The organism is Virgibacillus sp. LDC1, from assembly GCF_025792345.1.
In the GTDB taxonomy this organism is placed as follows: domain Bacteria; phylum Bacillota; class Bacilli; order Paenibacillales; family Paenibacillaceae; genus Paenibacillus_AQ; species Paenibacillus_AQ lautus.
Window position 1 is genome coordinate 2,298,161 of record NZ_JAOXLZ010000001.1, and the last position, 22,401, is coordinate 2,320,561.

The 22,401-nt window shown below is 47.2% G+C and carries 18 protein-coding genes; 3 read left to right on the forward strand and 15 right to left on the reverse strand.

Annotated features, from left to right (window positions below; genetic code table 11):
* Positions 1-5 precede the first annotated feature (5 nt).
* From OHJ21_RS10250 to OHJ21_RS10270, 5 genes are all read right to left on the reverse strand, one after another.
* Complete coding sequence (locus tag OHJ21_RS10250; RefSeq protein ID WP_100537542.1) at positions 6-842, reverse strand: carbohydrate ABC transporter permease; 837 nt, start codon at positions 840-842, stop codon at positions 6-8.
* Between the two features lie 11 nt (positions 843-853).
* A complete protein-coding gene (locus OHJ21_RS10255) occupies positions 854-1,747 on the reverse strand; it encodes a carbohydrate ABC transporter permease (protein WP_100537543.1) in 894 nt (297 codons plus the stop codon).
* Between the two features lie 96 nt (positions 1,748-1,843).
* Positions 1,844-3,226 (reverse strand): ABC transporter substrate-binding protein, encoded by a 1,383-nt coding sequence (locus tag OHJ21_RS10260; protein ID WP_100537544.1) that lies wholly within the window; start codon positions 3,224-3,226, stop codon positions 1,844-1,846.
* 128 nt (positions 3,227-3,354) lie between these two features.
* The gene (locus OHJ21_RS10265; protein ID WP_100537545.1) at positions 3,355-4,431 is read right to left on the reverse strand and encodes a GntR family transcriptional regulator; all 1,077 of its coding nucleotides are present in this window, start codon (positions 4,429-4,431) and stop codon (positions 3,355-3,357) included.
* 268 nt (positions 4,432-4,699) lie between these two features.
* Positions 4,700-5,755, reverse strand: a complete 1,056-nt coding sequence (locus OHJ21_RS10270) for a LacI family DNA-binding transcriptional regulator (RefSeq protein WP_100537546.1) — start codon at positions 5,753-5,755, stop codon at positions 4,700-4,702.
* 131 nt (positions 5,756-5,886) lie between these two features.
* Between OHJ21_RS10270 and OHJ21_RS10275 the strand changes: the two genes are divergently transcribed.
* Positions 5,887-7,488, forward strand: coding sequence for a sialidase family protein (locus OHJ21_RS10275; RefSeq protein WP_100537547.1), 1,602 nt, complete (start codon positions 5,887-5,889; stop codon positions 7,486-7,488).
* A 227-nt stretch (positions 7,489-7,715) separates the two neighbouring features.
* On the opposite strand, the gene OHJ21_RS10280 is transcribed toward OHJ21_RS10275, so the two are convergent.
* The 4 genes from OHJ21_RS10280 to OHJ21_RS10295 form a co-directional block, all read right to left on the reverse strand.
* Positions 7,716-9,014, reverse strand: a complete 1,299-nt coding sequence (locus OHJ21_RS10280) for a hypothetical protein (protein ID WP_394055353.1) — start codon at positions 9,012-9,014, stop codon at positions 7,716-7,718.
* Complete coding sequence (locus OHJ21_RS10285; RefSeq protein ID WP_243390865.1) at positions 9,007-9,555, reverse strand: RNA polymerase sigma factor; 549 nt, start codon at positions 9,553-9,555, stop codon at positions 9,007-9,009. The genes OHJ21_RS10280 and OHJ21_RS10285 overlap by 8 nt, the downstream gene beginning before the upstream one ends.
* A gap of 183 nt (positions 9,556-9,738) precedes the next feature.
* Positions 9,739-10,473: a class I SAM-dependent methyltransferase gene (locus OHJ21_RS10290; protein WP_100537550.1), complete on the reverse strand. Its 735-nt coding sequence runs from the start codon at positions 10,471-10,473 to the stop codon at positions 9,739-9,741.
* A 304-nt stretch (positions 10,474-10,777) separates the two neighbouring features.
* A complete protein-coding gene (locus OHJ21_RS10295) occupies positions 10,778-11,764 on the reverse strand; it encodes a phosphotransferase enzyme family protein (RefSeq protein WP_394055351.1) in 987 nt (328 codons plus the stop codon).
* 218 nt (positions 11,765-11,982) lie between these two features.
* Here OHJ21_RS10295 and OHJ21_RS10300 point away from each other — a divergent pair, with 218 nt between their 5' ends.
* Entirely contained in the window at positions 11,983-12,153 is a 171-nt protein-coding gene (locus tag OHJ21_RS10300; protein ID WP_164817442.1) for a hypothetical protein, read from the forward strand.
* 11 nt (positions 12,154-12,164) lie between these two features.
* Positions 12,165-12,344 carry an H-type small acid-soluble spore protein gene (locus tag OHJ21_RS10305; RefSeq protein WP_100537552.1) on the forward strand — a complete coding sequence of 60 codons (180 nt, stop codon included), beginning with the start codon at positions 12,165-12,167 and terminating at the stop codon, positions 12,342-12,344.
* 120 nt (positions 12,345-12,464) lie between these two features.
* On the opposite strand, the gene OHJ21_RS10310 is transcribed toward OHJ21_RS10305, so the two are convergent.
* The 6 genes from OHJ21_RS10310 to OHJ21_RS10335 form a co-directional block, all read right to left on the reverse strand.
* Positions 12,465-13,871: an outer membrane protein assembly factor BamB family protein gene (locus OHJ21_RS10310; protein ID WP_100537553.1), complete on the reverse strand. Its 1,407-nt coding sequence runs from the start codon at positions 13,869-13,871 to the stop codon at positions 12,465-12,467.
* A 192-nt stretch (positions 13,872-14,063) separates the two neighbouring features.
* Positions 14,064-15,017 (reverse strand): hypothetical protein, encoded by a 954-nt coding sequence (locus OHJ21_RS10315; RefSeq protein ID WP_100537554.1) that lies wholly within the window; start codon positions 15,015-15,017, stop codon positions 14,064-14,066.
* Positions 14,977-15,570: an RNA polymerase sigma factor gene (locus OHJ21_RS10320; protein ID WP_100537555.1), complete on the reverse strand. Its 594-nt coding sequence runs from the start codon at positions 15,568-15,570 to the stop codon at positions 14,977-14,979. Before OHJ21_RS10320 ends, OHJ21_RS10315 begins: the two co-directional genes overlap by 41 nt.
* Positions 15,571-15,826: 256 nt before the next feature.
* Positions 15,827-18,103, reverse strand: a complete 2,277-nt coding sequence (locus tag OHJ21_RS10325; protein ID WP_100539417.1) for a beta-glucosidase family protein — start codon at positions 18,101-18,103, stop codon at positions 15,827-15,829.
* Positions 18,104-18,122: 19 nt separating this feature from the next.
* Positions 18,123-19,364, reverse strand: a complete 1,242-nt coding sequence (locus OHJ21_RS10330) for a PTS sugar transporter subunit IIC (RefSeq protein ID WP_100537556.1) — start codon at positions 19,362-19,364, stop codon at positions 18,123-18,125.
* A gap of 206 nt (positions 19,365-19,570) precedes the next feature.
* Positions 19,571-22,066: a GH39 family glycosyl hydrolase gene (locus OHJ21_RS10335; RefSeq protein ID WP_100537557.1), complete on the reverse strand. Its 2,496-nt coding sequence runs from the start codon at positions 22,064-22,066 to the stop codon at positions 19,571-19,573.
* Positions 22,067-22,401: the final 335 nt, after the last annotated feature.

The window sequence follows — 22,401 nt, forward strand, 5'->3', positions numbered from 1 at the left end:
GTACCTCACCCCTTGATTCCGCTGATTGCCATCGACTCGATAAAGTATCTTTGGCAGAAAAAGAACACGATGATCACCGGCACCATGGCAATGATGGCGGCGGCCATGATCATCGGATAATCCGACTGGCCTATGTACATGGCCTGCATGGAAGCGATCAGCACTTGAATCGTTTGCTTCTCGGGCGTATGCAAGTAAATCAGCGGACCAAGAAAATCGTTCCAGATGCCCATAAACCCGAGGGCGGCTTGGGCGGCAAGCGCCGGCTTCATGATCGGCAGCGCGATCTTGAAGAAAATGCCCGGAAAGCTGCAGCCGTCGATCTTCGCCGCTTCGATCAATTCGGTCGGCATCGCGCTCTGCAAATATTGGCGTATGAAAAAGATGACAACGATGTTGCCGAACAGACCGGGTACGATGAGCGGCAGCAGCGTGTCCACCCAATCCAGCCTGGAAAATCCGATATACTGCGGTATCATCACGACCGAATACGGAATCATCATCGTTCCGAGCAAGCCCATGAAGAGCATGCCTTTGTAAGGGAATTCGAATTTGCCGAATGCATAGGCCGACATTGCGGATACCAGCATTCCTATCGTCAGGACGATCACCACGATGATCAAGCTGTTCATGAATCCATACAGTAACGGCGATTCCAGCCAAACCTTCGCATAGTTGCCGAACGTGATCGGTTCGGGAATCCACTGCGGAGGAATTTCAAACACGTTTCGTCGATCCTTCAACGAAGTCGAGATGGTCCAGATGAACGGAGCGATCATAAAGATCGATCCGAAAAGCAGCAGCAGCAGCGACCAGAGGTCCGTCATTTTTTCCCGTTTCACAGATTTCCCCCCTAGTCTTGGTAAACCCAGCGATTGGAAAGTTTGAATTGTATAAGCGTGACAACAAAGATGAGAATGCCCAGCACCCAGGCAACCGCGCTTGCATAACCCATGTTAAAGTACTGGAACGCATGCTGGAAAATATAATAGACCACCGTGGCGCCGCTGTATTCCGGCCCGCCGTCTACCGCCAGCACGTAAATTTGGCTGAAGGACTGGAACGCCCCGATGATACCCATGACCACGACGAAAAAATGAATCGGCGTGAGTAGCGGGATGGTAATCCGTGTCAGCTTGTGCCATGCGCCGGCACCGTCGATTTCCGCGGCTTCATAATACGTCGAGGAGATGGATTGCAGTCCTGCAAGGTACAGCACCATGTTCCCGCCGATGCCGCTCCACAGCCCGATCAGGATGAGCGAAGGCTTTACCCACTCCGGCTTCCCCAGCCAGTTAGGTCCGGCAATGCCGAACGTTTCCCACAGAAAATTGTTGAGCAAGCCGTAATCCTGATTTAAGATCCACTGCCACAACAGCGATACGGCGATGATCGGCGAAATGACCGGAAGATAATAGATCGTGCGCATGAACGAGATGCCTGCGAATTTACGGTTCATCAGGATGGCCAGCAGCATCGAGAGCACCATGCCGATCGGAATGCCGATCATTAAATAAATCGTATTGTACATTGATTTGTACACTTTCTCGTCGCCCAAAAGATCCTTATAGTTGGCCAGTCCCGCCCACTGCGGATCGGATAGCATATCCCATTTGTGAAAGCTGATATAGATCGAGAACAAGATCGGCACAAGGCCGAACAAAAGAAACCCGAGAACCGGCGGAGCGACGAACAGATACAACCACGCCAGTTCTCTTCTGCGATACCCGCCAAGCTTGGTACCCATATTCCATTCCACCTTCGCCTGTATTTCGTTATGACAGGATGCCCGTAAGGCGAGAGGCGCCGATATGAATGGCTGACGCCCCCTGCCCCTGCGGCATTATTTATTGCCTTTGTCGTACAACTCCTGCATCTTCGGCTGGATCTGGGCCGTAAAGTCTTTCGCCGACATCTCACCGTTCCATACTTTGCTCGCGTTCTGGTTGAACGTATCCAGCCATTGCGTATCCTTTGAGAAAGCTACAACGTCCGGACGTCCGTAATCTTGGATAATATCGAGGAATACTTGGCGTGTTTGCGGTCCTTTGTCCATTTCCTTAAATTCGCCTTCCGCCATGTCGATCAGGTTAGGAACCGCTTGGCCGAGCTGATAATTTTCGCGCTGCCCTTGCTCATCCAGGGACAGGAAAGCCGCTAAGTCGAACGCTTCCTGCGGGTGTTTGGATTTCGCCGAAACTGCAAATCCCATCGAGCCGAGCCAGGTCGCCGTTTGTCCCGTATTCGGGCTTGCCGGCCACGCAGCAATATCCCAACCGAAGGGCAGCTCCCAGAATGCAGGTTGATCCCATGGGCCCATCGCAAACATAGCCAGCTGGCCGTTAATAAACCGGGTATATGCGTTCATCGCTTGCTCGGCTTCCTGGTTCGGGCTGACCTTAAACTTCAGATTCAGGTCTGCAACAAATTGCATCGCCTCATAAAATTCGGGCTCGTTCACCTTTACCGTGCCAGTGGCGTAATCGATATATTCACCGCCGTTGCCCCATACCGCTGATTCAAGACTGTAAGCGCCTACACCATATTGATCGGGCTTTCCGTCGCCGTTATCGTCGACCGTCAGCTTTTGGGCTGCTTCCAGCATGTCGTCCCAGGTCCATTCCCCTGCCGTTGCGGAAGGATACGGGACGCCCGCTTCATCAAACAAATCCTTGTTATAGACAAATGACCACGGTCCTACGTCTTTCGGCAGTCCGTACAAGTCTCCGGCTCCAACCTTGCTGCCGTCGAAGCGATAACGGTCCATCGCCTGCTTCCATACGTTATCGGGATTGAACAAGGAGGTCTGATCCAGATAGGACTGAATGTTGAGAAGCGTTCCGGCTTCCGCGAAGCGGTAAAACTCCGGACCTCCGACGTAGAATACGTCCGGAACCTTGCCGGAGCTGATCAGCGTCGTCATCTTCTGCGAGTATTCGCCCGGCGGTACCGAAGTGTATTTAACGGTGACGTTCGGGTACTTCTCCTCGAAGGAAGCGATCAGCTTTTCGAAAATCTTTTTTTCGTTCGGATTGCCGTGGCCCATAAACTCAATCGTTACAGGTTCTTTTGGGTCCTGCCCGGCGGAAGCTTCATTACCTGGCGTAGAAGTGTCCGGGTTGCTTGGAGCAGCCCCGTCATTTGGTCCGTTGCCGCCGCTGCATGCGGTTAACGCGAACATCAGCAACAGCATGATCATGCCTGCGAATTTGCTCTTCGATTTCATGCGATTCCCCTCTTCTATAAAAGATGTGGTGTAAGCGCTTTACGAAATCATGATAACTTATAATAATATAATTTTATATACTATATTTATTATAAAATAGGTGTACTCCTCGCTTCTCCACCATCGCTTTATTCTTTTACCAGCATGACCGGCACCACGATTCTTCTCGCCTCAAAAGCTCCTTCGATCTGCTCGATTAACAGCTCTACGGTTAACCGGCACATATCCTCCTCGTTTTGGCGGATATACGGGACATTCGGCAGATCCGGCGGATCGAACGTGATCAACTCCAGTTCGTCCGGCACCTGTCTACCGGATGCTATTGCCGCTTTATAGGCATTTCTGCACAGTTCCGTATTGGCCGTTATGATGCCGGTAATATGGGGACTGCCATCTAAAAACGACCTGATATGCTCGACAGATTGACCTGATGCGATCTCTTCCAACGGGAGGAGACACCATAAGCTTTTGTCGATCGACAGACCATGCTCGAGATAAGCCTGCTCAAACCCCTGGGCCCTCTCGTCCGTCACCGTATTCGTAATTTCGGGAGAGATGAACGCGATGGACGAATGGCCTTTGTTAAGTAAATACTCCACGGCTTCCCTTGTGCCGTTTACGTTATCCGAGCTTACGCTGTAAGTCTTGATCTCCTTCAAGAACCGATCGATCAGAACGAATGGGAAACGATCCAGCGAGAGCCGCAGAATCGAATCGTTGTACGTCTCGTTTTCAACCGGAAAAATGATCATGCCGTCCACCCCCTGCTTCAGGAAGGACGAGATAACCTTAGATTCCTCGAGCTGGGATTCGCGCGTAATTCTCAGCATCACTTCATAGCCTGCGGCGGACGCGTACTTCTCGATATTGTCCAAAAAGCGCTGGTCCACTTTCGTTTTCATTGTCGGCAGCACTAACCCGATACGCCCGCTCTTGCCCGGACCTGCTGTCCATTCTCCCAACTGATCAAGCGCCGTGGCGTTCTCTGGCCTGCTCATCACGAAGGTGCCCTTGCCTTGGATCCGGACAAGTAAGCCTTCCTCCATCAGTCCGACCAGCGCGTTCTTGCTTGTAATTTGACTTACGCGGTAACGTTCGGCCAATTCCTTCTCCGAAGGGACCCGGTCGCCTTCTCGCAGCTTGCCGATGGCGATCAGCCGCTTGATATCTTCCTGAATTTTTTTGTATAGCGGCAGAGATTTCAATGCCCATCACAACCTTTATAATTTAAATAGTATATTTAGTATATTATTATAATATAACTTGACGTTTGTAAATGACGAAAACATCTTACAAGAGGATTCCAAGTGGAGACAGACTGCTCTTAACGGAGGTTTTTCTGATGATATCAGGAATGCCTATGCCTTGAAGTTTATAGTTTCTCTTCAAAAAAAACGGTCTGAACTAAGTTCAGACCGTTTTTTGGCGGGATATTTGATTGTATTCTTAGACCCGAACTTCGCAAAGTCCGGCTCATTGTGACCAAATCCAGCGGACCGGTACGACTTCAAGCCTTGGCTCGTGCGTCCCTGACAACTGTTCCGTCAGCAAATCGACGGCACGCCGACTTACTTCATCCAATTGCTGACGGATGAAAGGAATACCTTCGAGATCCGGATCATCAAATGCTGCCAGCTGCGGTTCGTTCCCTGTACCCGTCCAAATTTCCCGAATGGCATAGTGGGCATAGCGGGCCAATTCCGCGTTAACGGCAAAAACGGCCGTGATATCGCTCCGATCGCGCAGAAAACGGGCAACCTCCCGTTGTCCGTGCCCTTCTGCTATGGTCTCTAAATCCAGCATGCACCACAGCGTCTTATCTATAGGCAAACCCTGTTCCATGCAGGCGGCCTCGAAGCCTTTGGCTCTGTCGTCTGTAACCGAATTTGTAATTTCCGGTGTCAGGAATGCAATGCGCCTGTGCCCCGCCGCAAGCAAACTGGATATGGCTTCACGAACGCCTCCGTAATTGTCGGAGCTGACGCTGTATGCCTTGATCTCCTTCAAGAAACGGTCGACAAGCACTAATGGAACCCGGTCGAGCGACAAGCGTAGAATGGCGTTATTGTAGCTTTCCTGTTCAACCGGGAAAATGATGAACCCGTCGACTCCTCGTTCTTGGAACTGCACGATCGCTCGGGATTCTTCCTCCTGCGACTCGCGCGTAATGCGGATCAATAGGTCATACTGCCTTTCCGCACAATAGCGTTCCAGACCGTCCAATAGCTGCTGGTCGATCTTGGTTTTCATTGTCGGCAAAATAATCGCGATCGTCTTATTCGTACCCGACTGAAGGTGCGACTCTTCTAGAATGCCCAGCTCCCGAACGAAGGTGCCCTTTCCCCGATAACGCACTAACAAGCCTTCCTCTACCAAACCGTTGAGTGCGTTCTTGGATGTAATCTGGCTTACACCGTACCGCTGAGCCAAATCCTTCTCCGATGGTACTAAGGCGCCTGCTTGCAGCTTGCCGCTCTGAATGCACTGGCGTATGTCGTTTTGAATACGTTTATATAACGGATGCTCCATGTCTGACCTCTCTTTTTACGTCAGTCCCAACTGAAAAATAATATATATTTAGTATATCTTAAAATATATTAATTGCGATACAATCCATTTTAGAAAGCGCTTTCTAATTCAGTTTGGGAGGTTAATTGCATATGAAACGAAACAAAGGCTTCTGGAAGAAACCGCTTGCTTTCGTCGTTATGCTTGCGCTTGCTTTAACGGCAATTCCATTGTCGCCGGTTCATGCCGCTTCATCAGGCATGGCGTGGGCTTCGCAGCAGATTGCCATCTATACGCCGCCATCAGGAGGCGTATGGTATCCAAGGCTGCTCAAGCTTACGCCAAGCGAGTGGCTCGTATCCTTCGACACCAACGCTGGCGGGGGTAACACGCGCATTGTGGTCTCCAGAACGCAGGACGGCGGGTATACTTGGAGCGCTCCGGTCACGGCCGTCTCTAGTAGCTCGGGCAATGTCGGGAACGGTCAAATGTTAAGGCTGCCGAGCGGGGAAATTTGGTTAGCCTATCGGCAGGTCGTTCAGAACGGCTCGACCTATGATATCCAGCTTAACGTCAGGCGGAGTGTCGATGGCGGGCATACATGGAGCAATTTGCCGGGCGGGTTGATCGGGAGTTCAACCGCCTCCAGCTTTAAAGGTTTGTGGGAGCCGCATCTGGACATGATTAACGGCACGATTGCCGTACTTTATGCGGATGACAGTCCGGCTGCGGTCGGAACGACCGGGCGGCAAAATTTGTATATGAAAACCTGGAACGGAAGCGGCTGGGGCAACCGGATCACGGTCAGCGACGGAGTCGCCGCCGGCTCCCGCGACGGCATGCCGGTCATCACGCGAATGAATGACGGGCGATATATAACCGTATTCGAAGCCTCGGACGTTGCCGGCCACCCTTTTGTCATCAAATATAAAATTTCGCCGGACGGCTTCAATTGGTCGGTTCCCCGCCAAACGATGTACGTGCCCAACGGCAATGGCAAAAAGGCGGGCGCACCTTTCGTCGTGAAGCTCGACGACGGCCGTCTCATGGCCGCATTCCAGACCGATGAAAGCAGCGCCAATACGGGAGATCCTTACACCTCGATGTTTACGATGATCAGCTCCGATAACGGCGCGTCATGGCAGTACAAAACCAACGTTTTTCCGGTATCCGATACGAAATCCTCCAACTGGAATGCCCTGATGAGCATTGATTCGACCCGCGTCGCAGCCGTCACCAGCGCGACTTATCCGTCAAACGGCATCTATCTGCGCTTCGGGCATGCCGTGACGCCGCCACAAACGAATGTCGTCAACAATCCCGGCTTTGAAACGGCCAACGTGGCGGGCTGGACAACGTACGGCGATGATTACCCGAATCGGATTCTTATTCATGGAGCTAATGACGGCGTTGGGCTTCCAGCTGCCGAAGGCTCTTACTTTGTCGGTCTCGCAGGCACAAGCGGACCTTCGACCGCATATGTCGGCCAGACGATTACCGGCCTTGATAACGGCACGTATACGATGCGCGCCCGCATGCGCAGCAGCGGAGGCCAGAACAGCTGCGTCATGGAAGTGAAGGACTATGGCGGCAGCATGCTTCAAACCGGCTGCCCGGTAACGACAGCGTGGACGCCCGTCACGATATCCAATATTCAAGTGACGAGCGGCAAGGCGACGATCGGATTTTACGTATCCAATTCGTCCTCTTCCCAATGGACGGATATCGATCAGGTTGAGTTCTTCCGAAACTGATAGGAGTATAACCTCCGGCTAAACCAATCGTCTTAATGGACCCTCTCCACTATAGAAGCAGGCAAAAGCTGCATTAATATTGGTGAAATTGCTTTATTCCAGGGCTGTCCCATCAGTCATCGTAGATGGCAGTGGACGGCCCCTTCTCATTTTTAATCAGCAAAAAGAAAACTTCATGCCCTTTGACTTTGTTCGTTGTATGAATGATCATCACATGATCGCTCTCCTTACATCTCTGCAAACATCGCTTCCGACACAAGAAACGCTGTTCCGTCGTATTCATACCGCAGCCGGACCGCGACCGGGAATTCGCCAGGAGATACCTGGATCGGCACCGATGCATATAAGATGCCTCCCTCAACGTAATACCTAACCATGTTGCCAAGTGCGGGCTGATCCAGCCAAAATCCGGCGTCTTCCTCGTTATATTCAAATGTGCGTGTTACACCGACCAGCGTAAATTGAAAGATCCGCTCTCCCGCTTCTGCCGTCGCCTTGTAGCTTAGTCTGGACTTTACCGCAAGCACCGGATCGGCTGACATCACTTCTCTAAGATGAACGGTAAGAAGCTTTAACACTGATTCTCGCACGCTGGTTCCGTAGCCGGTTGTCAAAATGATCGCAAGAACATCCTCCTTGTTGTTCCTTGCAGGCAGCAATGCAACGTCCGGAAAATAGGATTCGTTGCTCACATTCTTCCAATCATGAAAAGTGTGTTCCATATCGCCATACTGAACGTGGATGGAGCGGATCATCCCTTCTTTTTGGATCAGAGTTCCGGTCATCTTCAGACCAATCTGTGCATCCTCCTTCAAAATCACGGGTTTTCCTTGTTCGTCTCCAGTCTTGAATTCCTCCAAAGGCGCTCCCGTTTCGTCTATGTTGATTTGCTCAATAAGCGAGATTTTGTGTGAATCGTTACGGATGGTAACGTCAATCGTTTCCTCATACGTCATCGGAATCGAATCCCGCAGCAGGAGACGGAGTCGATATACGGTTTGTGCTTCTTCTGCGTTTATCTCCTTTACGTGCACTTCATACACCCAAGGGCTGGACACATCATAGCGGTCCAGCGGCCATTTCACCTCGGAATGCTCCCATATGTCCGGCGATGGGCCGCCCCAGATGCCAAGCTCTCGCTGCAAAAGCGCTGCGGCCAGTGTCACAATCGTGCGGTCGTTATCCTGTTTGACCTCACTTTTTGCAAGGTTCCACCAATCGAAGTCGCCTCCTGCCCCAAGTAGGAAACTGGATTCAAACGTTCCTCCCCCTTGTGTGCCTGGACTTGGGGCTGCCGGATCGGGGATAGATGGGGCCAAGTTTCCGAACCAGATACCAATCCCTAACAGAAGCAGTAATACAGGAACGATGGCTACAGCAGCTCGCCTCCAGCCACGGCGGGTGCGTTTCATATCAACAAGCATAAGCCTTTTCTCCACATCCTCCATCATATCGGCTTTAAAACGCGGCTCCTTAAAGGGCGGTTCAGCCAGTCTCTTATTCCACTCCGGCTTCCATTCATTCATCGTCGTTCACTCCTTCCCACCTGGCGGCAACCTTCTTTTTAGCTCTGTAAATTCTAGACTTTACCGTCCCTGGCGAAAGACCTGTAATACCGGATATTTCCTCTATGGATAGCTGATGATGTACGCTCAGCACGAGGGGGTCTCGAAATTTGCCGGGTAGTTCTAGAACCTGCTGCCACAGTTCATCCGCCTCCTCCCGTTTCAAATATTCCGACTCGGCAGATGGCGAAGACATCGTCCCGTTCAGTCCATCCCCCGGGGATCTCTCTCCGAACAACACCACTCTGCGCAAATACGCTCGTTTCAGATAGGAAAGCGCTGTGTTTCGGGTGATTTTGAGCAGCCAGGTTTTGACGGAAGCCTCCCCTCGAAAGAAGGCAACATTTTGATAAGCTTTGATAAATACATCCTGCGCGACATCGTCAGCTGTATACGTATTTCTGGTGATCACGTAAGCATAATTCCAAACGTCCTCACCGTAGGATTCCATCAGCATCCGTATGTCCGAAATATTCAGTTCCGCAGAATGCTGCATCTGCATCTCCCTCAAGCTGTTCTCCCCCCTTATCAAAACAGACTCCACAAGGTCGATGAAAGTTCCCGAAATCAAATGAATATTATCCGGCAGTTTAATAAGTATTTTTCGTCACTTTAACCGATTCCCTTCGTGAACTAAAAAAGGACACCTGTTTTGGTGTCCCTCAGTTTATTTTGTGCAAGCTGGTCAGACTTGCTTATCAGCGGCGATTAATAAGAAAATGGGGCGCCTTAATGCATCATGCCATTCTGGATCCTGAAGCTGCTCGCGTTCTGGCTTAAGTTCAGACATTTCCCTAAACTGGAATCCTGTTTTCACTAACACATTTATCTGTGTGGCTATATTCCGATGGTACTTGGTGACATCATGATCAAGAAATCTAGATTGGCGTGCTCCTTCCTCATGATAGTGATCCAAAGGCCAGTGCAGCTTCTTCCCGTCCGGGCTATAATACCAATCTTGTTCGGCCACAGCAGTAAACACGGGATGTTCAACTGAAAAGACAAACGAACCTCCAACCGTTAGACTCTGATATACCTTTTTACAGATATCCTCGAAATCACGAATGTAATGAAGGGCAAGCGAACTAATCACGACATCAAACTCGTTAGCAGGGTAGTCAAAATCCTCTATTGTGGACTGCACATAGGCTATATTCGTATCATCGGTCATCAACCTTGCCCTCTCCAGCATTTTCTTTGAGATATCCACTCCGACCACAGATCGCGCATGCTGTTCTCTCACGTACCTGCAGTGCCACCCGAATCCACAGCCGAGATCAAGCACCTTTTTATCCCTGAGATCCGGAAACATGGATCGAAAAGCACCCCATTCTCCTGCACCTTCTAATCCTTTGATGGAACGGGGGAGTTGATTATAATTCTCAAAAAATCCCTGATCGTCATACTTGTTTTGCTTCACTGCAATCTCCCCTTCACGTCTTTATAATTCCACCCCATTATATTGATCCTATTTACATTTCTCAACGCCAGACTTGTTTCTGCTTTAAACATGATCCTGGATCGATTATTCTAACTCAAACCGTTTACTCCATATCTTCATCCAGATTCAACGTGAACACAAGTGCCCACTCTGTTTTTGTTAACGATTCCGTTGAAAAATCCGCTGTATGTATTTTATTGGTACTTGTAGCATGCATGCCAAATACATGTACGGGCTGATCTATCGTAAACGAACGTGGTCGCGTATCCTGAATCAATCGATGCTACAAGTGAATATCGCAGCCATCAAAAGGCAAACCTCTCTCAATCAGCTTAACAGCATGGTTTATTGCATTCTGTTGGTCCTCTGTAAGGGAGCTCTCATGACCATCCCATTCACCTAACCACCAGAAGAAAGAACAAATATTTCTATACTCCATAAACATGGGGATTGTTTGTTTCCAGAACTCGGAGATATGGTGTTCCTTCTCGTAACCCATGAGGAATTCACGCAAGAACTGCTGGGCAAACCTGTTTTTGGTGACACGATCCTCTGCATGCACTCCCCACCAAACGGCATGAGTGGCTGCTATTGCAATGTCTAACGAAAACCAGCCATAGATACTATCGTCAAAATCAAAGACCGTTATTTCACTGTTGTCGATAAAAAAATTATACGGATGGAAGTCATTATGGATCAGTCCAAACGAATCGCTGCCCCTAGGCAGTGAATCAATTATGCTCTCCATGGAAATCAATTTTTCAAGAAGTACATAGAAACGGCCTCGCTGCAAATGAGGATTATTGATATTTCTTCTGCTCCAGCTGTCTCTCTTTACAAGAATTTCTGATGTTTCATATATTGTCGATAGCCTATGCATCCTTCCCATGGTTTCTCCCCAATTCCTGAATACCTTTGGTCCCCATAGCTGCTCATTGTGTTTATCAAAAAAGCGACCTGCAGCCTCGTGAAAAGCAGTTGCAATATAACACTTATCTTCATCGCAGAACACGGCCATTAGTTCCTGATTACATGTATGAATGGGTAATGAAGCACGTACTCCGTTCTTCACCAAGAAACAAACCCAATGCACCTCCGCCCTTATCTTCGCTACGTATTCGTGTGATTTCAGAGATAACCGTAAGATATAGGACTGACCGCCCTTAGTAAACCGATACACTTCATTGGTTGAGTTACTCACGAAGATTAACGTTCCTACATTAAATTCGAAAGACTCTGCGGCTTTAAGCAATATGTTCGAGCTTGCCATAAGAATGCCTCCATCTTTATAAGAGTCATTTTACTACCGCCCAGATTGGGGCTCCTTGGGATAACGTAATGAATTCATGAATAGTTACTCAAACACAAATAATTTTAAAAGCCGCTCCTTCGCGAACGCACGCAAACCACTGCATAAGTTCGTAAGGTTTGGCGCATTGTAGTAATGCAGAGAATATAAAGGTTTTATCACAGCATGGAGGGATCGTTTTGGCGAAGAGCAAACAGCATCAGGAAGCGCATGGGATTGGACAAGTAGAACAACAGCTGAATAATCAAATGGAGGCTGCCGAAGAAATTCAAGGACCTTCGAAGCTGGACCGAGACATTAAAAAAGCCACTCACCGTCGGGTTGATCCATTGAAAGACCTTTCGAAATAAGGAGAATTGTCATGAACAAACAAAGAGCGATTGAAATTTCGGAATCAGCCATTATGAAAAATGTAACGTATCAGGATACCCCTATTTATATCCAGCATGTTAATGAGGATGAAACCGTTCGGGTCTATCCGATCGGAAACTCGGAGGAAGAAATGACCGTCCCTTTATCCAGTCTCACCGAGCATCCTTAGGATAGAAGATATTCACCCTAATATAAACAAACCTGAAATAACAAAATCCCATCTCAATTCCGTTGATGGGATTTTGTTTTTCTTAAACGAAATATGATTCAAGTAGTACAAGCTATACCCTTATTTCAACGATGCCGGTACCTTTACACCGAGGAGCTTCCCCTCTGCTTGGATGATGATCATACCGTTCGTCTTTAGGGTCGACTCGTGTAAATCCGCTCCAGTTGTTACTTTAAAGACTGGCCGGGACGTCATCAAGTTGATGCCGAGCAGTGTACCGTTACGCTGTGCCCGGTATAATCCTTTCCCATGCACATCAATCTGTGCAGCAGGTGCATCGCCGTTCCATCCGATCCGTTGACCATTTGCAAGTTTGGTGCCGGCTAGCTCCCCCGTCATTCTGTTATTGAAAATCAACCGTTCCTGAACCAGTCCGATCAACTCCCAGTCGCCCCCATAAGGGCGAGGAAAAGTTCGCAGAGGAACCTCACCCTTCTTATAGGTGTCAAAATTGTATTCAGCCACGCTATTCCCCTGATCCATGTATAACTTCCCTTGGTTTATAAATAAGCTGCCTCCGCTGTACTCATATGGCGGCTCCCCCGACATTTTCCAGCTATACTCTCGGCTGCTCTTCTTTACGCCTGTCTTAAGGTTATATACATTTACGATCCATTTGCGGTCCGGCAGCGACTGATAATCAGCCAGCAATGGAGAATAATAGTCAACCGAATACACGAGACCATCTTTAATTTGAAGCGCTGCTCCCTGACCAAAATGCTCCCATAACTTCTTGCCCGTCTTCTTCTCAAAGGCAGTCAGTTGAATAGACGTGAGCGCTCCTTGTACATAGAACGTCCGAAGGATGACTCCTTCCGCCTCCTGAAGGTAATCTGAGCCGTTTCCTTCTCCCGACGGCTCATTCATTTTCCAACGAAGCTTTCCTGTTGCCTTATCAAATGCGAAAGTTGCGCTCCCTTTGATTGCATAGAGCGTATCATACGTCGGCACCAGCGCTTCCGTTCGTAGGTGCGCATCCATAAAGATGGATGTGTTCGACTGCCATTTCAATTTTCCTGTCTTCGCATTCAGCGCGTATGGCTTCTGACCTGCCGATAGGCCGTAAATAACGCCTTTATCATAAACAATATAAGGTTTCAGGTCTTTACCGTAGCTCCACAGCCGCTTGCCTGTCCTCGCATCCATTGCGATGAGTTTGTTTCCCGCGAATGCAAATACCTTGCCCTCTTCAGCAATTGCCTGGTGACCTAAAACATCGTTTTCGCCCATATTCAGATAATTGTCCACCTTTACCGTCCAGGAAGGCTTCAGTTCGGGTACCTCGATTGTTGATGAATAATGCCAGTTACGTACCGAAACATCGGCAGTTTCTGCATTCACTTGCGAAGGTGGTACTAAAAGCACGCCCTGGACAGTAAGTATGCCTGCAGCGATGCTTGCAATGAGACTCCGTCGTAATCGAGCTTTGAAGCTTATACTTGTTTGTTTCTTCTTGATTTTAAGCATGAATAGACCTCCCATTTGTTATGGCTTCTTGCTTCACGACAAATATAACGCTCAAAGAAGGGATAAAGTTCCAAGCGAACTATAAAATCTCTTTAAATTTCCTTAAGTAATTGCCTACACGCAAAACTGTTTATCATGCCAAACGGGAATCACCCCAATTGACATTGGAGAAGATTCCCGTTGATTTAGTATTTACAATTCCAAATAGCTTTCGGCAATTTTCATCAAAGTTTCTTTGCTTACTCTATCCGTATTTCCCAGCACGGAATAGCTGTATCTTTGTTTTTTGTCCGGGCTTTCGTATACCCATTTCAACTCGCTCGCACGCGAAGGACCAAATTCTGTTAGCAGCATTTCTACGCCCTTCACATGAACCTTTTCCTGTTTAAATTCTACTTTCTCGTCAATATACGATGTGGGGTTGCTCTTCCCGGTCAGATTATTGATCATAACCTCGATTTTATCTTCGCCATTTTGATATGTAGCAAAGAGAAGGGAAATCTGATCTGTCATTTCAACTGGCATCATGGCATATCCCTTATTGGACTCTTCCGCCTGCTTTCTCAGTTTTTTAGCCATCGACGCTTTTCCTTCCGGAGAAGGCGGATTTACTTCCTGAACATTTTTAAAGAGCACTTCCGCCTTTTGGAATGTATAATTTCCATTGACTTTGTCTGCGATCTTAATGGATTTATCCGTAATCTTATCGCGCAAGTGAGAAAGATTTTGGAAGATAGCCACCTTCGTTCCCAGATCTGTTTGATGATTCGGGTTATTGGCAACCATATAGAACAGCCCAGCTTCCCCGTTCGTTAGCACCTTCTCCTTAAGTTCAAAAAATGCCTTAAAACGCTCTATTTCATCTTTCGATTCTGTTTTTCCGTACTCTTTCGTCGATTTAGTCTCATATACGACTTCGCCATCCTTATTTGTCAAAGAATGATACTGCACGGCCGCATACCCCGTGGATGCCATTAACATCATACCTACAAACGCAGTTAAAGCAACTTTATATTTCACAAAAAACCTCTCCTTTTCTTTTTTCTCAGTATGTAGTGCTCTCATTACTTTTCCTGTCAGGTCGGCGTCGGGAATGCGCGGGTCATCAAACAGTTTTTTCAAATCCCGATCCCTGTCCATATTCATACACTCCCACTTCCTTTACTTGAGCATAATACTTTCGGAATTTTGCAGATGTACGCTCGTATTTTTTACGAAGGCTTGCGCTGTTCTTGCCGAGAATCAAACCGATCTCCTGGTAGCTTTTATCCTCGACACAACGTAAGATTAACAAATTACGCTCTTCCGCCGATAATTTCGCCATGGCCTGATGTACGGATTCATCAAAATAGTTGGCCTCAATATGCATATCGACATCATTGTTATCTTTCTCATCCCGGTAAAAGAAGGGCAAATATTTCACCAATTTTCGCTTACGGATGATGTCAATGCATTGATGATAGGCAATCTTGTATAACCATGCGCCAAAATCCATCTCATATTGGGTATATTTCCGCAAGTTGCGGAATGTCTTCAAAAATACTTCCTGTGCATTATCCTCGGCTTCGGCATAATTGCCCAGCATATGATAACAATAGAGAAAAATCGGTTTTTGATAAACCTTCATGATTTTCTCGAATTTTTCTGTCCCCCCATCCAACACATCTGCAATGATCTGACTTATCTCCGTGTCATTCAAGCCCTCTCCCCCCCTTTCACTCTATACAACGAACAACTCGACCAAAAATGTGACAGCACGAAAAATCACTACAATCTAAAACGAACTTCGCAAGGAGCTTGTTCGGGTGGATCGCCATGTTCTGCACAGTTGCTGCATCAGAGCTGGTTCTCTGACAATCTGCAATACAGGGCCTAATTATGGGGCATTTTTGGAATACTAAAAAAGCTTGGGATCCTTTTCAGATCCCAAGCTTTTATGAGGAATATTTCTTGACTTACATGTTAACACGTCGCTCATAAACTCGACTTATAAGTTCTTCAATAATTTCATCCGGTGACCGGTCAACCATCCAGGTTTGACCATACATTTGCAATATTTTAATGAGTGGACCATCTTCCCAAAATCCGACGAATTCATCATTGAGGTAAATCTTTTCTACGACATGCTGGTTCATCTCATCGAGGCATTCTTCCAATACCATTTTCGCCACTGGATCGCTAATCCAATCGCTAATCAAGCTGAATTTATGAAATGATACTTCTTCCTTCCCGAAATCACAATACAATCGCTCCGTAATTCTTATATCGCGAGAAGAGCTGCCAAGCGCAATTTGGAAATAACCACTCTCCGCTACCCAGCGGTTATATTTGGTGTTGTAATAGGCAAAGTCTCTCTCTTCGAGTTCAAAAACAATCTGCTGTTTCTCCCCAGGAGCCAACTCGATTTTAGAAAATGCCTTCAATTCTTTCTCAGGACGTGTCCAGGTGCATTCTTCGTCATGCACGTAAAGCTGAACGACCTCTTTCCCTGTTCGGTTTCCGATATTCTCCAGCCAGAAAGAGACCGTGATCCCTGTCTCCGTTTGAGCTGCCTTCATATCCTTATAGGCAAATGAAGTGTAGGATAAGCCATGGCCAAACGGAAACTGCGGAGCGAGTTCCTTTCGATCATAGTATCGATAGCCGATGAACAGCCCTTCACGATAGTACAGCTTGCCGTTTTCACCACGGATCCTCATATGTGAAGGATTGTCTGAAAGCTTAACCGGAAACGTCTCGGACAGTTTACCGGAGGGACTCACCTGTCCAAACAAGATTTCAGCAATCGCTTTACCCATGCCTTGTCCGGAAAGCCATGAGTGAATGACAGCGGGAACATGCTGAACCCAAGGACGCATCGCCAAGGCTGTACCACTGCTGGTCACCACAATGCACTTAGGTTGTACGGCTGCAATCGCTTGAATAAGCAGAATCTGCTGTTCCGGCAAATCAATGCCCTTCAAATCACGCATCTCGGATTCTGCGTATTCAGGCTGGCCAACGAAAATGACTGCGACATCAGATTTTGCCGCCAATGCGACACTTTCTTTGATCATTTCCTCATTGACGGAGTCATCTTCAGGGTAACCCTCAGCATAACTCAACTCAACGGAATCTCCGGTCAACGCCTTCATCTCTTCAAATGGAATATCAATGCGTGTAGGCGTAACTTTTGCGCTGCCGGCTCCTTGAATTCTAGGTTTTTTGGCAAAACGGCCGATAACCGCAATGGAATGGGTTGACTCTGCATGGATCGGAAGGATGCCATTCTCATTCTTTAGAAGCACAATGCTTTCTGCTGCAGCTTTTCTCGCAAGATTATGGTACTCCATAGCGGATGCCGGAGCAGCTTCTTCCATACCGGTTACACGTTCTACGAGTTTTAGAATACGGGCAACGCTTTTATCGAGCTGCTCTTCTGCAAGAACTCCGTTCTCAACGGCTTTGATAATCGCTTTCGTGTTATAACCGGCTGGTCCCGGCATTTCGAGATCAAGTCCTGCTTTCAGCCCACGAATCCGATCATTCACGGCCGTCCAGTCTGAGATGACAACCCCCTCGTATCCCCATTCTTCTCTCAAGATATCATGCAATAAGTGTTCATTCTCGCTGGTATACGAGCCATTAAGCAAATTATAAGAGCACATGACGGTCCAGGGGTCCGACTTCTTAATAATTCGCTCAAAGGCGCTTAAATAAATTTCGCGCAGCGTCCGTTCGTCTACCTCTGAACTCGTCACCATCTTCTCATATTCCTGGTTGTTGCAAGCAAAGTGTTTAAGTGAAGCCCCGACTCCTTTGCTCTGGAGGCCATTGATGAAAGCAGCGCCTAGTTCCCCTGTCAGGCAAGGATCTTCGGAGTAATATTCGAAATTTCTTCCCCCAAGCGGAGTCCGTTTCATGTTGATTCCTGGGCCGAGCAGCAATTCTACGCCCATCTCTTTGGATTCATTACCAAGTGCTTCCCCGACTTCCTGCAGCAGTTCCGTATTCCACGAAGAACCGATAGCTGAGCCCGTGGGATAACAAGTTGCCGGAACATTCTCTGTTGTGATCCCCATTTCATCGTCACTGTTCGTTTTGCGGATCCCATTCGTTCCGTCATACATATGAATCGGCGGGATGTTGAGTCGCTCGATCCCCTTGGTCATCCACATATTTAATCCCGCACAGAGGGATGCTTTTTCAGCAAGTGTCATTTCCTTTATTAATTCGTTAATCGATGCATTCATTTGTATCCATCCTTTCATATCAAGCTTCTTCTTGTAACTCCCGCTCTTTCTTCAATTCCTGCGCATCGTACAGTTTAAAAAACGGAAACCATACGGCGAACACAATCAGCAAGACAACGGCGAGCAGAATAAGTCCATTGAATCCGGACATGAGGTAAGTCGATACACCGATCGGCGTATACCACAGCTGAAAGATTTTACTCGGGATTTGTGCAAACCCCATATCAAGCGCTAAGTAGACGATAATGGGTGTAATTAGACCATTGATCCACATAGGCACCATCAATAACGGATTGAAAGCAACAGGCGCTCCATACACAACAGGCTCGTTAATATTAAATAGAGAAGGAATTAAAGTTGCTTTACCAATGGTTTTCAGCTTCTTGGATCTGGCAAACAGGAACCAAATCACAAGCGGTAAGGTTGCACCCATGCCTCCAATTCCAAGCCATCCGGAAAAGAATGTTTCAAAGGTATTAATGTTGACGGGATCCAGTCCCTGTGCCACCAATGCGGCATTTTCCTCAATCGCCGGAATCCATATGGCATACCAGATGGGCATCAGAACCCATGGGCTAACTCCGAAGGAATACAGTACAACCCCAATAAAGTTGAACAGAATAAACCCAAACAGGCTTTGCCCCATAGCATTAATAGGCTCAAACACGCTCACAATCAGTCCAAAGATATCAAAGTGGAGCTGATATACAAGAACCCAGCCTAAACCCATGATCACGGCAATCGGTACCAGGAAGTCAAACCAATCCATGATAAACTCTGGCATGGAAGACCCTTTTTTAAAGAAAGAAAACTTCGCGCAAACATTCATGATGACGGCGATGAAGATGCCTACAATGAGTGCCGTTACCATACCCGCAGGACCGAAACGCTCAAGAACGAACTGAACGGTTCCATCCTCGTTTACGACGGGATTAAGCAGCATGAGGAATAAGGATATGCCGGTCATTCCCGCCAGCAGCTTGATTTTGTGCCTCTCCTTTTTCTCCATGACCGTATACGGCGTTAGAAATGCAATAAACAAACCGAGAAGACCGAAGCTGAATGTTGTGATTGGCGTTAAATCCGGCATTCCAGGAATGAAGTCTTGCAAAATTGAAATCAAAGTAATAATGGAACCAATAAAAATCATCGGGATGGCAACCATAATGGCTTCTTGAATCGATGCTATCCAAATGTTATTTGTAATCGCATCCAATCTTGGCGCAAAGGATTCCGTCATCCATTTCATGAAACGCTTCATCTGTTTATTCCCTCCTGTAATTCTGTTATGGACATAGTTATAGTATAGATTCCATTGTTAACGCTTACTCGTTGTAAATTGCCTCGCCAATGGTCGTTTTTTGTTCATTTCTCGTCTTTGGGACCGGCTGAACAAAGCCACCTGAAGCGGACAGCAAAAAACACCCCTCTCTTATTGAGCGGTGGTGTTCTTGAAGGTTTTAGTGTTTAAAACTGTTTCTCAAAGGTGAGCAATAGGACACCATGCGGTGGAAGAATGAGTTCTTTATGCCAACCCTGATTCTCTACAATCTCTGTCCGGATGACCGGGCCGCTTCTTCCGCGAAGATACGCAAGTTCCTCCTCCGTCAAGGTTTCGGGTGCCCCCATGCGAACCCACTCGTCAAAAACGGAGCCATGGTCCCGGTCCATCTGATAGGTTGTGCATTTATAGGCTCCTGATAGATGAGGAATGCTGATTTGATACACCTTGCTGCCTTTCTCTTCGAACACGCCGTAACGGTTAAGATGGGACATCTCCGACCAGTCCCCGCTTGAAAACATATGATCCAAATGGACGTAATGATAGAGCAAAAGCTGCATGCTCCCATCTTGCTTCTGAGTGCCTACATAACCATCCCCCTTAACGGTGATCTCTTCCCCCAGTTTCTGAAGAAGCTCAAAGGCGTAATAGCTCGGCTTCTTAAGTCCATCCCGATTCATTAAGCCAAAGCCGCCATAAAACGGGGACGATGGAACAAGACTTTCCTCAAACACATCCGTAAAGCACCAAAAAGCCATTGCCTTTACGTCTCCCAGTGTATTCATCGCATGATACATCACAAACGGGGCCATAAACATGGTATCGTGCAGCAGATGCCGGTCATAGAGCGAAAAGTTCCATTCGGTAATATGCAGCTCGATCTCACGGAAAGAGGCAAGCTTCATTTTTTCCTGCAGTCGATAGATGCTCTCTTTATAAAAGGTTGGCGGCATCATCTTCGTTAATAGGTTCTGCTCTGCTTTAAGGTGAGGATACTCCGAATAGATATGAAAGGAAAAGAAATCGATCGCTACTTGGCGGCTCTTACAATATTCCATAAAATCCTCGGCCCATGTGTCGTTCCAAAGTGAACCATAACCTAAAGCAGGGCCTCCTGTTTTTAGTTCAGGAAGCACCGACTTGATCACTCGAACGGTAGATTCATAAAAAGAGAAGTATTCCTCTTTGCTTCCTGCCCAGCAAACGCCTGATAAATCCGGTTCGTTCCACACTTCAAAGTACCATTGCTTTACTTCCTCAACCCCGTACCGATTTAAGCAATGCCGAACGAATTCACGAACGAGTGCCTCCCACTTTGCCTGATCGGCTGGAGGGGAAATATTCCCTTTCCACCAGAAAACCGTTTCGTTGGAACGGCTGAGCAGGGTCGGCATAAAACCAAGCTCCACAAACGGCCTGATGCCGAGCCCAATCAGAAAGTCATAAAGCTTGTCAACATATGCCCAGTTATAAACCGGAGTACCGTCATCCTCTTCGTTGTATACCATCATCTCATCATTGAAGATGCCATGGAAACGTATGTATTCAAAAGGAATTCGTCCTTTAAGCTCGGTAAGCTGCCGACGCCAGTCATCGCGCAGCCCTTCAACTGCCCTGCCCGCTGTTGTGGTAACATTCCAGTGCTTTTTGTACCCTGTTGACGACATTCCCGGCTGAAACTGAATATGCTCATGATCCGTAACAACTGCTGTTAAAGGGTTTTCCCTCTCCGGTTCTTGATCCGACTTCACTACCAGGTATCGATATAACGATCCCATTGCATTGATCGTATCTAATTCATAATAGTCTCCACTAGAGGACTCTTCGTATGTAAGCGGTTTTCGATTCGGCTTATCCTGAAGTGAAGCAGCGGCCTCACGATACGAGCTTGGTGTACACCCATACTTTTCTTTGAAGTACTTATTGAATAGCTTTACGTTCGCAAAACCGCAATCCATCGCAATTTCGGTAATGCTCTTATCACTTCCGGATAGCTCCGACTGGGCCTTCTCCAAACGGATCAGCGTTAAATATTTTTGGAAAGGAATACCGATTTTATCGGTGAAGAAGTGAGAAAAATAATGCAAGCTTAAGTGCTCTTGTTCCGCCATCGTCTGCAGCGTAATCTTCTCTTTGTAATTTTGATCGATATAGGTAAGAACCCGGTTCAACCTTTTATAGTCATAACTCTTGCCGCCTTCATCGGCTTCCGGGTTGATTCCATCCGAAAAATATCGCAATAAATGTCCACATAACGTTTGCAGCCTCCCCATGGTATAACTTCGATAGCCTGGAGACTTCTTGTTCATTTCCCATACCATCTTCGCAAGCTCTTGCTTGATTGTGTCAAATCGAAAGCCGCTCGGCTCAGCCTCAGTCGTTGAATTACAGGAAATGATAACGTTATTATGCAGCCACTCCGGGCCAAACTGAAGTGTTAATAAAATATTGTCATGGTTATTCTGTTCAAACTTATGGATCGACATGCTGTTCACCACAATGACATCGTCCTGATGCAGGGTATACTCCTTCTGGTCAAGATGCAGGATAACAGAGCCTTGGAGAACATAGACAATCTCCACCTCTTTATGCCAGTGAAAGGGAACATGCTTCACACTATTAACAAACAGCTTAAAAGGCATATCATCTTGATGCTCGATAAATTCATAAAGGTAACGCATAATTTGTCCTCATTTCTAATGAACTGTAAACCATATATCTTTATTTTACATATCGAACGGATTATTAAGTGTTTCATAGATTACAATTATGTTCTTACATATAGAAGCCTATAGAAGCTTATCATCATAGCATGTATAGTTTACGATGTTTACATACATTAGAAAACAGGCTATCCGGAGCACATTCTTCATGAAAGGATAGCCCCGGGTAGTCATTCATTGCAAATATACTTGATTCACAAACGTAACCATAGACGATTGTACTCCATAAAATAAACGATACCGTATTTGTATGAATTACGGTCAAATACACTTTCAGATTAGGAGCTGTTTTT

Coding starts and splice junctions, on each gene's coding strand:
- OHJ21_RS10255 (WP_100537543.1), bottom strand. CDS start 1,747: ATGGGTACCAAGCTTGGCGGGTATCGCAGAAGAGAACTGGCGTGGTTG.
- OHJ21_RS10260 (WP_100537544.1), bottom strand. CDS start 3,226: ATGAAATCGAAGAGCAAATTCGCAGGCATGATCATGCTGTTGCTGATG.
- OHJ21_RS10270 (WP_100537546.1), bottom strand. CDS start 5,755: ATGGAGCATCCGTTATATAAACGTATTCAAAACGACATACGCCAGTGC.
- OHJ21_RS10275 (WP_100537547.1), top strand. CDS start 5,887: ATGAAACGAAACAAAGGCTTCTGGAAGAAACCGCTTGCTTTCGTCGTT.
- OHJ21_RS10280 (WP_394055353.1), bottom strand. CDS start 9,014: ATGAATGAATGGAAGCCGGAGTGGAATAAGAGACTGGCTGAACCGCCC.
- OHJ21_RS10285 (WP_243390865.1), bottom strand. CDS start 9,555: ATGCAGATGCAGCATTCTGCGGAACTGAATATTTCGGACATACGGATG.
- OHJ21_RS10295 (WP_394055351.1), bottom strand. CDS start 11,764: ATGGCAAGCTCGAACATATTGCTTAAAGCCGCAGAGTCTTTCGAATTT.
- OHJ21_RS10305 (WP_100537552.1), top strand. CDS start 12,165: ATGAACAAACAAAGAGCGATTGAAATTTCGGAATCAGCCATTATGAAA.
- OHJ21_RS10310 (WP_100537553.1), bottom strand. CDS start 13,871: ATGCTTAAAATCAAGAAGAAACAAACAAGTATAAGCTTCAAAGCTCGA.
- OHJ21_RS10315 (WP_100537554.1), bottom strand. CDS start 15,017: ATGAATATGGACAGGGATCGGGATTTGAAAAAACTGTTTGATGACCCG.
- OHJ21_RS10325 (WP_100539417.1), bottom strand. CDS start 18,103: ATGAATGCATCGATTAACGAATTAATAAAGGAAATGACACTTGCTGAA.
- OHJ21_RS10330 (WP_100537556.1), bottom strand. CDS start 19,364: ATGAAGCGTTTCATGAAATGGATGACGGAATCCTTTGCGCCAAGATTG.
- OHJ21_RS10335 (WP_100537557.1), bottom strand. CDS start 22,066: ATGCGTTACCTTTATGAATTTATCGAGCATCAAGATGATATGCCTTTT.